Consider the following 13,697-nt stretch of genomic DNA (forward strand, 5'->3'; position numbering starts at 1 on the left):
ATGGGCCAGCTCATCGCCGGCCCGTTTTGCGGCAAGACGCTGGGCGAGTTTGGCGCCGATGTCATCAAGATCGAGGCCCCCGAAACCGGCGACCCGCTGCGCAACTGGCGCCTGATCAAGGAAGGCACCTCGGTGTGGTGGCAGGTGCAGTCGCGCAACAAGCGCTCGGTGGCGCTGGACCTGCGCCAAAAGGAAGGGCAGGCCATCGCCCGCCAGCTGATTGCTGAGGCCGATGTGCTGATCGAGAACTTTCGCCCGGGCACGCTGGAAGGCTGGGGCATGTCGCCGCAAGAGCTGCACCAGCTCAACCCCGGCCTGGTGATGCTGCGCATCTCGGGCTACGGCCAGACCGGCCCCTACCGAGACCTGCCGGGCTTTGGCGCCATTGGCGAGGCCATGGGCGGCCTGCGCCATCTGACGGGCGAGCCCGGCCGCGTGCCGGTGCGCGTGGGCGTGTCGATTGGCGACACGCTGGCGGCGCTGCACGGCACCATCGGCGTGCTCACGGCGCTGTACCACCGCAAGGTCAACGGCGGCCAGGGCCAGGTGATCGACGTGGCGCTGCACGAGGCGGTGTTCAACGTGATGGAAAGCCTGATCCCCGAATACAGCGCCTTTGGCGTGGTGCGCGAGGCCGCAGGCAGCGCACTGCCAGGCATTGCGCCGTCCAACGCCTACCCGTGTCAGGACGGCTGGGTGCTGGTTGCGGGCAATGGCGACAGCATCTTCAAGCGGCTGATGGACACCATTGGCCGCCCTGACCTGGGCGCCGCGCCCGACCTGGCCGACAACGCGGGTCGCGTGGCCCGGGTGCAAGAGCTCGATGCCGCCATTGGCGCCTGGAGCGCGCAGCGCACGGTGCAGCAGGTGCTCGATGCCCTGGGCGGTGCCCGTGTGCCCGCAGGCAAGGTCTACACCGCCAAAGACATTGCCGAAGACCCGCACTACCGCGCCCGTGACATGCTGCTATCGCAAACCACGCGCGACGGCTACACGGTGCAGGTGCCCGGCATCGTGCCCAAGCTCTCGGCCACGCCCGGCACCATCCGCAGCAGCGCGCCGCACCTGGGTGACGACACCGATGCCGTGCTGGCTGAAGCGGGGTTGTCGGATGAACAGATTGCGCTGCTGCGCAGCAAAGGGGTGATTCAATGAGTGCATCCAGCACGGTGTGGCAAGGTGCGGGGCGCCGCATCCACATGCAGGAAGTGGGCACGCGCGACGGCTTGCAGATGGAGCAGGCCTTTGTGCCCACCGAGGAAAAAATTGCACTGGTCAATGCGCTGTCGAATGCGGGGCTTTCCAAGATCGAGGTGACCTCGTTCACATCGCCCACCGCCATCCCGGCGCTCAGGGATGCCGAGATCGTCATGCGCGAGATCACGCGCCTGCCAGGCACCGTGTACACCGCCCTGGTGCCCAATGTGCGCGGTGCCGAGCGTGCCATCGAGGCGCGCACCGACGAGTTGAACCTCGTCATGTCGGCCAGCGAAACGCACAACATTTCCAACCTGCGCATGACTCGCGAGCAGTCTTTTGCCAGCCTGGCGCAGGTGGTTGCCACGGCGCAGGCCGCGCAGGTGGCGGTGAATGTGTCGCTGTCATGCGTGTTTGGGTGCCCCATGGAGGGCAATGTGCACGCGTCCGCCGTGTTCGATTGGGTGCAGCGTTTTGCCGACCTGGGCGTGCGCGGCATCACGCTGTGCGACACGACGGGCATGGCGTATCCGACCCAGGTGCACCAGCTCACCACTGCGGCGCGCGCGCGCTGGCCGGGCATGGATTTCACGCTGCACTTTCACAACACGCGAGGCATGGGGCTGGCCAATGTGCTGGCGGCCATTGATGCGGGAGCCGACCGGTTTGATGCCTCGCTGGGCGGGCTGGGCGGCTGCCCCTACGCGCCGGGCGCGTCGGGCAATGTGTGCAGCGAGGAAATCGTGCACGCGCTGCAGCTCATGGGCTACGACACGGGGGTGGAGCTGACCCGGCTGGTTGCCGCAGCGCAGCGCCTGCCGGCCCTGATTGGCCACGATATTCCCAGCCAGATCGTCAAGGCGGGCCAGCGCCTGACGCTGCACCCGGTGCCTGCGGACTTTGAAGCCATTCGCGAACGGGCGCTGGCGCGCTGAGCGTCGATGTGCGAACGGTTCGCCGTGCTTGCCTTGTTTTATCCATAACACCAGGAGACAAAAACCATGACCCACCCCATGATGTCCCGCCGCATTTTTGCTGCTGCCGTGCTGTGCTCGGCCGCTTTCACGGCGAGCGCGCAGGACAAGTTTCCGTCCAAGCCCATCACGGTGGTGGTGCCGCAGGCCGCAGGCGGTGCCAACGATGCGATTGCCCGCGTGGTGGCGCAAAAACTCGGCGAGCAGCTGGGCCAGAGCGTGGTGGTGGAGAACCGCCCTGGTGCAGGTGGCACCCTGGCCACGGGCACCACGGCCCGCGCGCGCAATGATGGCTACACGTTGCTGCTCACATCCGACAGTGCGCATGTGATTGGCCCCGCGCTCTACAAGAACCCGGGCTTTGACCCGGTGAAAGACTTTGCGCCCGTGGCGCCCATTGCCACGGCCGGTTATGTGCTGGTGGCGCACCCCTCGTTCCCAGGCAACACGGTGGCCGAGCTGGTCACGCTGGCCAAGGCCAGCCCCGGCAAGTATTCGATTGCCTCGGCGGGCAACGGCACGCTGAACCACCTGATTGGCGAGATGCTGCAAAAGGCCGCGGGCATCCAGTTACAGCACATTCCCTACAAGGGCTCGGCCGCTGCCGCCACCGATGTGGTGGGCGGGCAGGTGCCGCTGTCGGTGCAGAGCCTGCCGTCGGCCATTGCCTTCATCAAGGCAGGCAAGCTCAAGGTGGTGGGCGTGGTCAACGAAAAGCGCGTGGCGGCTCTGCCTGATGCGCCAACGATTGGCGAAACCATCAAGGGCTTTGGCCAGGCCCCCTGGTATGCGTTGTTTGCCCCGGCCGGCACGCCCGCGCCCATCGTGGCGCAGCTGCAGGCCGAGGTGGCCCGCGCGCTGGAGCACAAGGACGTGGTCGAGAAACTGGCCGCCGTGGGTTGCGAGCCTTTCAAGGGCACAGCCGCCCAGCTGGGGGCGCTGGTGCAGGCCGACCTGCCCAAGTGGAGCCGCGTGGTCAAGGACACCGGTGCCACGGTAGATTAAGCGAGTGGGCGCGGGCTTCAGAGCCATCGCCCAACCGACAGTATTCAACAACAGTGAAAACGGAGACATCGCATGAAAACCAATCGCAAGCAATTCACCACCCTGGCCATCGCCGCGCTGGCCATGGGCCTGGGCAGTGCCGCCTGGGCGCAGGGCGCCTATCCCACCAAGACCGTGACCATGGTGGTGCCCACGGCCGCAGGGGGCACCACCGACCTGTCGGCGCGCATGGTGGCGCAGGCACTGGCGCCCGTGCTGGGCCAGTCGGTGGTGGTGGACAACAAGGGCGGTGGCAACGGCAACATTGCGGCCAGCATCGTCAAGCGGGCCGAGGCCGATGGCTACACCCTGCTCATGCAGTACTCGGGCTACCACGTGATCTCGCCCCACCTGACCAAGGTGGCGCAGTGGGCGCAGAGCGACTTTCAGCCCATTGCCAACGTGATCTCGGCGCCGCAGATCATTGTGGTGCGTGCCGACCTGCCGGTGAAGACGCTGCCCGAGCTGATTGCCTACGCCAAGGCCAACCCGGGCAAGCTGAACTACGCATCGTCGGGCAACGGCTCGTTGCAGCACGTGACGGGCGCCATGCTGGAGCAGCAGGGCGGCATCAAGATGGTGCACGTGCCCTACAAGGGCACAGGCCCGGCGCTGCAAGACCTGCTGGGTGGCCAGGTGGACCTGACCTTTGGCACCGCGCCGCCCTACATGCCCCATATCCAGTCGGGCAAGCTGCGCGTGCTGGCCGTCACCGGCAAGGAGCGCCTGCCCAGCCTGCCCGATGCACCCACCACGGCCGAGGCGGGCTACCCCGGCGTGAATGCCACATCGTGGTTTGCGCTGTTCGCGCCTGCTGCCGTGCCAAAGCCCGTCATCGACAAGCTGGCCGCCGACCTGCGCACCGTGGTGCAAAGTGCGGCATTCAAGCAGAAGGCGCAGGAGCAGGGCGCCACGGCCGACTACCTGGGCCCGCAGCAGCTGGGCGAGCGCGTGAAGGCCGATCTGGCCAACTGGGCTGGCGTGGTGAAAAGCTCGAAAATCGAAGCCGAGTAATGGTAAAAATGGCTTCTGGCGCTTAATGGGTAAGCGCTGGTAGCTATTTAAATAATAGCATTCTGGTTTTTGATTCCCGGGTGGTGCCTGGTGCGCGGCCACAATAGGCACCATGTCTGATCTGCATTCCGAAGAACTGCTGGCGCAGGTCGCCGCGCTGCCCGCGCTGCCCGGTGTTTACCGCTATTTTGACGCGCAGGATGCGCTGCTGTATGTGGGCAAGGCGCTCAACCTCAAGCGCAGGGTATCGAGCTATTTTCAAAAGAACCATGGCGGCACGCGCATCGGCCACATGGTCGGCAAGATAGTGCGCATGGAGACCACGGTGGTGCGCTCGGAGGCCGAGGCGCTGCTGCTCGAAAACAACCTCATCAAGACGCTGAACCCCAAGTTCAACATCCTGTTTCGGGACGACAAGAGCTACCCTTACCTCAAGATCACCGGCACCGCCAACGCCACGGGCGATGCACCGGGCCAGGTGTTTCCGCGCATGGCCTATTACCGCGGCGCGGTGGACAAAAAGCACCGCTACTTCGGCCCCTACCCCAGCGCCTGGGCGGTAAAGGAAACCATCCAGCTGCTGCAAAAGGTGTTCCGGTTGCGCACTTGCGAGGACACGGTTTTTGCCAACCGCACGCGGCCCTGCCTGCTGTACCAGATCAAGCGCTGCACGGGGCCCTGCGTTCAGCTCATCTCGCCCGAGGCCTATGCGGCCGACGTGATGCACGCCGAGGCACTGCTGCGCGGCGAAACCCAGGAGCTGCTGCAGGCGCTGGAGGCGCGCATGATGGCGCATTCGGACAAGCTGGAGTTTGAGCAGGCCGCGGAGCTGCGCAACCAGATGCAGGCGCTGTCACGCGTGCTGCACCAGCAAGCCATCGAAACCGCTGACGACAAGGACGTGGATATTTTGGCTGTGCGCGTGCAGGGCGGCCGTGCCTGCGTGAACCTGGCCATGGTGCGCGGCGGGCGGCACCTGGGTGACCGGCCTTATTTTCCGGTGCATGTGGAAGATGCCGCCGGGGTTTTTGCACAAGAGAGTGACGAGGAGACCCCGCCAGGCGCCCCGCCAGTGCGGCCCGTGGAAGCGCTGGTACTGGAGGCCTTTATCGGACAGCACTACATCGGCGTGCCTGTGCCGCCGCTGCTGGTCACCAGCGTGCCGGTGGACAAGGCCCTGTTGGCAGCGCTGACCGAGCAAAGCGGCCTGCGCGTGAGCGCCATCCACCAGCCACGCGAACAGCGCCGCGCATGGCTCGATATGGCGCAAAAGAACGCCGACCTGCAGCTGGCCCGTCTGCTGGCCGAAGAGGGCTCGCAGCAGGCGCGCACCCGGGCCCTGGCCGAGGCGCTGGACTTGCCGCCCGAAGACCTGGACCAGCTCACCATCGAGTGCTTTGACATCTCGCACACGGCGGGCGAATCCACGCAGGCATCGTGCGTGGTGTTTCACCACCACAAGATGCAGAGCAGTGAATACCGCCGCTATCGTGTCGAGGGCATTACCGGAGGCGATGACTACGCCGCCATGCGCCAGGTGCTCACGCGCCGCTACAGCAAGGTGGCCGAGGCTGCGCGCGAGGCCGGTGGCATCGACTTTGCGGCCCGTCCCGCGCCAGGGGGGCAAGAGGCCGCCAGGCCCAAAGGCGTGGCGCGCCTGCCCGATCTGGTGCTGATCGACGGTGGCAAGGGCCAGGTTGGCGTGGCGCGCGAGGTGTTTACCGCACTGGGGCTCGACCTCACCCGCATCGTGGGCGTGGAAAAAGGCGAGGGCCGCAAGGTGGGGCTGGAAGAGCTGGTGTTTGCCGATGGCCGCGAAAAAATTTACCTGGGCAAGGACTCTGCCGCGCTGATGCTGGTGGCGCAGATCCGCGACGAGGCCCATCGGTTTGCCATCACCGGTATGCGTGCCGCGCGCGCCAAGGTGCGTGTGGGTGGCGGCCAGCTCGAAGAAATTGCCGGCGTGGGCCCCAAGAAGCGCGCCCGCCTGCTGCAGCGCTTTGGTGGCGTGCGGGGCGTGGCGATGGCCAGCGTGGAAGACCTGGTGACGGTGGACGGCATTTCGCGGGAACTCGCTGAAGAGATCTATCGCGCACTGCGCTGATGTCTCCATGCCATCGTGACACAATCACACCATGTTTTTCACCATTCCCACCATCATGACCTGGACGCGCATCGTCGCGATACCTTTGATCGTGGGGGTGTTTTACGCGCCGCTCGACCCGGCCACACGCAATCTCATCGCCACCGTGATGTTCGTGGTGTTTGCAGCCACCGACTGGCTCGACGGTTTTCTGGCCCGCAAGCTCAACCAGACCTCTTCGTTTGGCGCCTTTCTCGATCCCGTGGCCGACAAGTTTCTGGTGTGCGCATCGCTTTTGGTGCTGGTGCATCTGCAGCGCGCCGATGTGTTCGTGGCGCTCATCATCATCGGCCGCGAAATCGCCATATCGGCCCTGCGCGAATGGATGGCGCAGATCGGCGCCAGCAAGAGCGTGGCGGTGCACATGATCGGCAAGCTCAAGACCGCAGTGCAGATGACGGCCATCCCGTTCCTGCTGTACGACGGGCACCTGTTTGGCGTGATCGACACGGGGGTGTGGGGCACCTGGCTCATCTGGGCATCGGCCGTGCTCACAGTGTGGTCGATGGTGTATTACCTGCAAAAGGCGCTCCCCGAGATTCGGGCACGCGTCAAATAATATTTAAGTCTTTTGTGCCTCTGGCGCTTGATAGATAAGCGCTAGTAGCTATATTTTCAGGAGCGTTTGAATGGCGAAACATCGCATTGCTGTCGTGGCTGGTGACGGCATTGGCAAAGAGGTCATGCCCGAAGGCCTGTACGTGATGGATGCCGCGGCCCGCAAGTTTGGCATTGACCTGCAGTTCGACCACTTCGATTTTTCGAGCTGGGACTACTACGAGAAACACGGCAAGATGCTGCCCGACAACTGGAAGGATCAGATCGGCGGCCATGAGGCAATTTACTTTGGTGCGGTGGGCTGGCCCGAAAAAATTGCCGACCATGTTTCCCTGTGGGGCTCGCTGCTGCTTTTTCGCCGCGAGTTCGACCAGTACATCAACCTGCGCCCCGCGCGCCTGATGCCCGGCGTGATTGCCCCTGTGGTGCGGCGCGATGGCTCGCCCCGCCTGCCGGGTGAAATCGACATGCTGATCGTGCGCGAAAACACGGAGGGCGAGTATTCCAGCATTGGGGGTCGCATGTACGAAGGCACCCCGCGCGAGATCGTGATGCAAGAGACAGTGATGTCACGTTACGGCGTGGACCGCGTGCTGAAGTTCGCCTTTGAGTTGGCGCAGTCGCGCCCCAAAAAGCACCTGACCAGCGCCACCAAGTCCAACGGCATCGCCATCACCATGCCCTACTGGGACGAGCGTGTGGCCGAGATGGCCAAGGCGTATCCCGATGTGAAGGTGGACAAGTTCCATATCGACATCCTCACCGCACACTTTGTGCAGCGTCCCGACTTCTTTGATGTGGTGGTGGCCAGCAACCTGTTTGGCGACATCCTCTCGGACCTGGGCCCGGCCTGTACCGGCACCATTGGTATTGCGCCCAGCGCCAACCTGAACCCTTCACGCACCATGCCTTCGCTGTTCGAGCCCGTGCACGGCTCGGCCCCCGACATCGCGGGGCAGGGCATTGCCAACCCCATCGGGCAAATTTGGTGCGGCGCGATGATGCTCGACTTTCTTGGCTACCGCGCCGCGCACGACGCTGTGGTGGGGGCCATCGAGGCCGTGCTCGATCCGAAAAGTGGCGGCCCCCGCACCCCTGATCTCGGTGGAAAAGCCTGCACCCGGGATCTGGGGCGCGCCATCGCGTCGGCGCTGTAAGCGTCAACACTGGCATGGTGTCAATCGGGAATGTTGCCCATGCAGCGGCTTTGATACAAAAGCGCCCTGCAAGCCCCGTCGCACCGTGAAATGCGACTAGAATTGTTTGCTACGCTGCTACAAACCAGCGTGTTGTATTGACACCCGGAAACTCGATGGCTTTAATCTGATGCAGCAGCGCCTGCTGCATATGCCAGTCATTCCCCCGTCTGATGCCCGCCAGCCCCGAGGGTTGTGCTTTCGGACGTGTGAAGACCAGATATCCGCGAGACATTCCACCAACTCTTTTCCGAGAGGCTTCTTGTGAACAAAACCGAACTGATTGAGCACATCGCTACCAACGCCGACATCTCCAAGGCCGCTGCAGCGCGTGCCTTGGAATCCACGATTGAGGCCGTCAAGAAGACCCTGAAGAAGGGCGGCACTGTTTCGCTCGTCGGTTTCGGCACCTTCGCAGTTGGCAAGCGTGCAGCTCGCACGGGTCGCAATCCCCGCACCGGCGCTGCGATTAAAATCAAAGCTGCTAAAGTTCCAAAGTTTCGTCCAGGCAAGGCATTGAAAGACGCCTTGAATTGATGTCCAGTTAGGTCGGGGTCCTTAGCTCAGTTGGTAGAGCGGCTCCTTTACACGGAGTAGGTCGGCGGTTCGAGACCGTCAGGACCCACCACCACCGAACAAAGGCGAACGAAAGTTCGCCTTTTGTTTTTTTGTCACTGAAAGATCGACCATGTTTGAATCCATCCGCAAGCACTCCAAGATCGTGATGCTCTTGCTGTTCTTGTTGATCATTCCATCGTTTGTGCTTGTGGGCATCGACAGCAATTACTTCTCCGAAACCGGCGTTGTTGTTGCTCGTGTTGATGGTCAAGACATCAAGCAGACCGATTGGGACAACGCCCACAAGATGGAGACAGACAGAATCCGCGCCCAGTCGCCTGGCGTGGATGCAAAGCTGCTTGACTCGCCTGAGGCGCGCTATGCCACGTTGGAGCGCATGGTGCGAGACCGGGTTTTTCAGGCCGCCGCCCAGAAAATGCACCTCGTCACCAGCGACAGCCGCCTGGCGCGCAGTCTGCAAGAGATTCCTGCCATTGCCGAGCTCCGCCGCCCCGACGGTTCCCTGGATGCCGAGGCGTACCGTGCACTGGTCGGTGCCCAGGGGCTGACGCCTGAAGGCTTCGAAGCCAATGTGCGTCGGGATATTTCGGTGAACCAGGTCGTGGGTGGGGTGATGGGGTCCACCTTCAGCACCGATGCGCAGGTCAAGCTGTCGCTGGATGCCTTGTACCAGCGCCGCGAAGTGCAGATTGCGCGCTTCAACCCGGCGGATTTTTCTGGCAAGGTGACCCCAACCGATGCCGATCTGGAGAGCTACTACCAGGCCCATACCGCTGATTTCCAGCAGGCCGAACAGGCGGCGGTGGAATACGTGGTGCTGGACATCGACAGTGTGCGGGCGGGCATCACGCTGAACGAAGACGACCTGCGCACCTATTACAAGGAAAACGTAGCCCGCCTTGCAGGCAAGGAAGAGCGTCGCGCCAGCCATATTCTGATCAATGCGCTCAAGGATGCCCCTGCGGCAGACCGAGAAAAAGCCAAGGCCCGTGCAACCCAGTTGCTCGAGCAGGTACGCAAGGCCCCCGCCACTTTTGCGGAAGTTGCCAAAAAATCCTCCGAAGACACCGGGTCTGCTGCGGCGGGCGGCGACCTGAATTTCTTTGGGCTGGGCGCCATGGTCAAGCCCTTTGAAGACGCAGCGTTTGCGATGAAAAAAGGGGATATCAGTGAAGTGGTGGAAACTGATTTCGGGTACCACATCATTTTGCTGACAGACATCAAGACCCCCCGCCAACCGAGCTTCGAAGAGCTGCGCCCCTCGATGGAAGCAGAGCTCAAGCAACAGCAAGCCCAGCGCAAATTTGCCGAGGTGGCCGAATCGTTTGCGAATGGCGTCTATGAGCAATCCGACAGTCTCAATCCTGTGGCCGAAAAGCTTCAACTCAAGGTCATGACGGCCTCGGGTGTCACCCGCACGCCGGCACCAGGAACCACGGGCCCCTTGGCAAACGGCAAGTTGCTGGAGGCGCTTTTCTCGTCGGATTCCATCGAGAACAAACGCAACACCGAAGCCGTGGAAATCGGCCCCAGCCAGATGGCAGCCGCCCGCGTCAGCACCTACACCGCTGCTCGCACCCTCCCTCTGGATGAGGTGCGCCCGCGCGTGCGCAGTCTGTACATTGCCGAAAAATCGGCCGAGCTGGCCCGCAAGGAAGGCGAAGCCCAGCTGGCGGCATGGAAATCCGCGCCCGACAATGCCGCAGGTTTGCTGCCTGCCATCGTTGTCTCGCGTGACCAACCCCAAAATCAGCCAAGGCCTTTAGTGGATGCGGTATTGGGCGCCAATACAGCCACCCTGCCAGCCTGGGTGGGTGTGGATCTGGGAGCCCAGGGATACGCCGCTGCCAAGGTCAATCGACTGGTTCCGCGCGAGACACCCAACGAGCAAATCGCTCTACAAGAGCGTCAGCAATACCTGCAGTGGTGGAGCAATGCAGAAGGGCTGGCCTATTACGAACTGTTGAAAGACCGTTTCAAGGTTCAGATCAAGGTGCCGCGCCCACAGGTCACGCCGGGTTGATTGGAAATTTGACTATTTTGGAGTGCAGCCCGTTTTCTCGGGCTATAATACAAAGCTACGGTGGCTGTAGCTCAGTTGGTAGAGTCCAGGATTGTGATTCCTGTTGTCGTGGGTTCGAGCCCCATCAGCCACCCCAAAATTCGATAGATACGCTCCAAGGGTTTGATTTCATCAGAAATCAAACCCTTTTTTGCTGGGGGTATCAGTCTGCTTGTTTCACCGCCTGTCACACACGGTCAGACAGACCATGAAAACAAGCGCACTAGCAATTGACCAACGGGATAAGCGCGGAAACACTTACGTCCGACTTCATCACCTTGGTGCCATACGTTTTATCCACTTCCTTGCATCTAACGCACCTCGTCCGAAGTTGCGTGTTGCCTCGCCCAGAGCGACGTGCGCTGCCATCCGTTGGGTTGCAGTGTCTGCGACGGAGGAGTCATGAAGCGCCCATATGCACGCGCTAAACACTAGTCGCGCAGGCAAAAAAAAGCCCGATCCTGGGATCGGGCTTTAAAAGGATCCCTGAAACGGGGGTTTCGAGAGGATCCAAGGAGACAACTGGATGCCCCGTTGCCAAGGCGATGTCCGTGTTATCAGGGAAATCCCTGATGGCTGGCCAGAGTTCGCACTCTGCAGCGCAGCGATGTTTTGCTTAACGCTTGCGGGGAGTGGCCGACTTGGCAGCATCGGCAGCGGTGCTGGCGACGGCGTTGAAGTTGGCTTCGGCAACGTCAGAAGCTTGCTTGACGGCCTTTTGCACCGACTCGAAAGCGTTGTTGGCAGCGGCCACGGCGCTCTTCATCACAGCGACGGCAGTTTCAGAGCCGGCGGGGGCGTTCTTTGCAGCGCTGTCCACCAGGGTGGTAAATGCCTTTTGGGCATCGGTGGTTTGCGATTCGAGGGCCTTGCCGAACTCGGCGCCGGTGCCAGAAGCGATGTCATACAGGTGACGGCTGTAGGCGGCGGTCTTTTCAGCCAGAGGCTGGAACAGGCCAGCTTGCAGTGCCAGCAGTTCTTGTGCGTCTTTCACGCCCAAGACAGCCTGGGTGTGCTGGGCGGCTTCCGACAGGGCAGCACGCGAAGCGGTCACGTTCAGTTCAACCAGCTTTTCCACGCCTTCGAACGCCTTGGTGGTCAGGCCGAACAGGGTTTCGATGTTGGCTTTGTGGGATGCCAGGATTTGTTCTGCGGTCAGCGACATGTCATATCTCCTAAAAAATGGAACCCGGATGGGTCAGGGTGGCTTACAGACATCTGCGCTGACCTTGACTCGGTAAAGCCATGTTGCAGTGCAGCATGGGTTGAATTTTAGGGGCTCACCGTTCAATTGCAAGCATTTTTTGTTGCAATGCAGCATATTAGGGGCTACTCCCCAGCGCGGGCGGGATTGCCACAATCGTGTCATGCATGCCTATTACGCAGACCATTTTGTGTTGCCCCTGCCTGATGGGCACCGCTTTCCCATGGAGAAATACCGCCTGCTGCGTGACCGGCTGGAGCAGCAATTGCCTCAGGCGCTGCTCCAGGTGGCTCCCCCCGCATCAGATGCAGAGCTGGCCCTGGCCCACACGCCAGGCTACATCCAGGCGATCGCTGCCGGCACCCTGCCTGCAGCGGCACAGCGAGAGATCGGTTTTCCGTGGTCCGAGGCGATGGCCGAGCGTGCCCGGCGCTCGGTGGGCGCCACCATTGCGGCGTGCCGCGTGGCCCTGCGAGAAGGGTTGGCGGGCAATCTGGCCGGCGGCACGCACCACGCCTATGCCGACAAAGGCAGCGGATTTTGCGTGTTCAACGACGTTGCGGTGGCCGCACGCCTCATGCAGTCCGAATGGCAGCGTGCGTGCGGCGCTGGCACGGAGCAGCCGCTGCGCGTAGCGGTCATCGACCTGGACGTGCACCAGGGCAACGGCACGGCGCATATCTTTCGCGGCGATGCCAGCGTGTTCACGCTGTCGCTGCACGGGGCGCGCAACTTTCCGTTTCGCAAGGAGGCGGGCGACCTGGATGTGGAATTGCCCGATGGCTGTGCGGACGATGAATACCTGCAGGCGCTGGAGCACGCGCTGGATATGCTGGACCAGCACTTTGCACCCGGGCTGGTGCTGTATCTGGCGGGTGCTGATCCCCATGTGAGAGACCGGCTTGGCCGCCTTGCCCTGAGCCACGACGGGCTGGAGGCCCGTGACCGCCGGGTGTTCGACTGGGCGTGGCAGCGCCGCGTGCCACTGGCCTTCACGATGGCCGGGGGCTATGGCCGTGACATGGCCGACACCCTGCAGGCGCAACTGGCCACCTGGAGGGTGGCCCTGCAATACCACGCGCGCTGGCAGAATGGGCGGCCATGACCACTGCCACCACTTCCCTGGCTGCTCAGCCTGCCCAGCCAGCGCGCCCTGCGCCGCAACCGCGCAGCGCCTATCGGGCCTTCCGCCCCATCAGCACCCGCTGGATGGACAACGATGTCTACGGCCATGTGAACAATGTCGTGTATTACAGCTGGTTCGACACGGCCGTCAACGCCCACTTGATAGAGCAGGGCGTGCTGGACATCCACGCCGGTGAAACCATTGGCCTGGTGATCGAAACCCAATGCAATTATTTTGCCCCGCTGGCGTTTCCGCAGACGGTGGAGGCGGGCATCCGTGTGGCGCGGCTGGGGGGCTCCAGCGTGCGTTATGAGGTGGGGTTGTTTGCCCAGGGCGAGCCGTTGTGCGCCGCCGCCGGGCATTTCATCCATGTTTATGTGGACCGCGCCACGCGCCGTCCTGTGCCGGTGCCCGACCCGCTGCGTGCCGTGCTGCAGGCGCTGGTGGTAGCCGTTTGAAAAAATTGCTATATAAAGCATAGCTGCTTGCGCTTTATGTGCAAGCGCTAGAGGCATCTTTGACACATATCTGGCAACCGGGGGCGTTCAGTGTCTCTGAAGGGTGGCTGTACGCGCCTGATGGCCTACACTTTGGGCTCCC

12 protein-coding genes and 2 tRNA genes are annotated in these 13,697 nt (G+C 62.6%); 13 read left to right on the forward strand and 1 reads right to left on the reverse strand.

All coding sequences use genetic code 11. The annotated features are described in order from the left end of the window. From B7Y64_RS13385 to B7Y64_RS13435, 11 genes are all read left to right on the forward strand, one after another. Window positions 1-1,155: CoA transferase (locus B7Y64_RS13385; RefSeq protein WP_291329134.1), on the forward strand; the 1,155-nt coding region annotated here is incomplete at its 5' end. Further along, a complete protein-coding gene (locus B7Y64_RS13390; RefSeq protein WP_291324742.1) occupies window positions 1,152-2,132 on the forward strand; it encodes a hydroxymethylglutaryl-CoA lyase in 981 nt (326 codons plus the stop codon). The genes B7Y64_RS13385 and B7Y64_RS13390, both read left to right, overlap by 4 nt. Before the next feature lie 78 nt (window positions 2,133-2,210). After that, on the forward strand, window positions 2,211-3,176 hold the full coding sequence (locus B7Y64_RS13395; RefSeq protein ID WP_291324757.1) for a tripartite tricarboxylate transporter substrate binding protein: 966 nt from the start codon (window positions 2,211-2,213) through the stop codon (window positions 3,174-3,176). 72 nt (window positions 3,177-3,248) lie between these two features. Next, window positions 3,249-4,229 (forward strand): tripartite tricarboxylate transporter substrate binding protein, encoded by a 981-nt coding sequence (locus tag B7Y64_RS13400; RefSeq protein ID WP_114654909.1) that lies wholly within the window; start codon window positions 3,249-3,251, stop codon window positions 4,227-4,229. Window positions 4,230-4,341: 112 nt separating this feature from the next. Then, complete coding sequence (gene uvrC, locus B7Y64_RS13405) at window positions 4,342-6,333, forward strand: excinuclease ABC subunit UvrC (protein ID WP_291324741.1); 1,992 nt, start codon at window positions 4,342-4,344, stop codon at window positions 6,331-6,333. A gap of 31 nt (window positions 6,334-6,364) precedes the next feature. Then, entirely contained in the window at window positions 6,365-6,931 is a 567-nt protein-coding gene (pgsA, locus tag B7Y64_RS13410) for a CDP-diacylglycerol--glycerol-3-phosphate 3-phosphatidyltransferase (protein WP_024815364.1), read from the forward strand. A 70-nt stretch (window positions 6,932-7,001) separates the two neighbouring features. After that, window positions 7,002-8,087, forward strand: a complete 1,086-nt coding sequence (locus B7Y64_RS13415; RefSeq protein WP_291324740.1) for a tartrate dehydrogenase — start codon at window positions 7,002-7,004, stop codon at window positions 8,085-8,087. 303 nt (window positions 8,088-8,390) lie between these two features. Next, window positions 8,391-8,663 (forward strand): HU family DNA-binding protein, encoded by a 273-nt coding sequence (locus B7Y64_RS13420; protein ID WP_024815362.1) that lies wholly within the window; start codon window positions 8,391-8,393, stop codon window positions 8,661-8,663. Window positions 8,664-8,678: 15 nt separating this feature from the next. Continuing rightward, window positions 8,679-8,754 (forward strand) — tRNA-Val (locus B7Y64_RS13425). A 60-nt stretch (window positions 8,755-8,814) separates the two neighbouring features. After that, window positions 8,815-10,728 carry a SurA N-terminal domain-containing protein gene (locus B7Y64_RS13430; RefSeq protein WP_291324739.1) on the forward strand — a complete coding sequence of 638 codons (1,914 nt, stop codon included), beginning with the start codon at window positions 8,815-8,817 and terminating at the stop codon, window positions 10,726-10,728. 60 nt (window positions 10,729-10,788) lie between these two features. Then, window positions 10,789-10,864: transfer RNA gene (locus B7Y64_RS13435), tRNA-His, on the forward strand. Window positions 10,865-11,383: 519 nt separating this feature from the next. On the opposite strand, the gene B7Y64_RS13440 is transcribed toward B7Y64_RS13435, so the two are convergent. Then, entirely contained in the window at window positions 11,384-11,932 is a 549-nt protein-coding gene (locus tag B7Y64_RS13440; RefSeq protein ID WP_024815360.1) for a phasin family protein, read from the reverse strand. A gap of 202 nt (window positions 11,933-12,134) precedes the next feature. Here B7Y64_RS13440 and B7Y64_RS13445 point away from each other — a divergent pair, with 202 nt between their 5' ends. Next, window positions 12,135-13,076 carry a histone deacetylase gene (locus tag B7Y64_RS13445; RefSeq protein ID WP_291324738.1) on the forward strand — a complete coding sequence of 314 codons (942 nt, stop codon included), beginning with the start codon at window positions 12,135-12,137 and terminating at the stop codon, window positions 13,074-13,076. Beyond that, a complete protein-coding gene (locus B7Y64_RS13450) occupies window positions 13,073-13,555 on the forward strand; it encodes a thioesterase family protein (RefSeq protein WP_024815358.1) in 483 nt (160 codons plus the stop codon). The genes B7Y64_RS13445 and B7Y64_RS13450 overlap by 4 nt, the downstream gene beginning before the upstream one ends. The last annotated feature ends 142 nt before the right edge of the window (window positions 13,556-13,697 follow it).

It is taken from the genome of Acidovorax sp. 35-64-16 (assembly GCF_002281195.1).
Classification (GTDB): Bacteria; Pseudomonadota; Gammaproteobacteria; order Burkholderiales; family Burkholderiaceae_C; genus Acidovorax; species Acidovorax defluvii.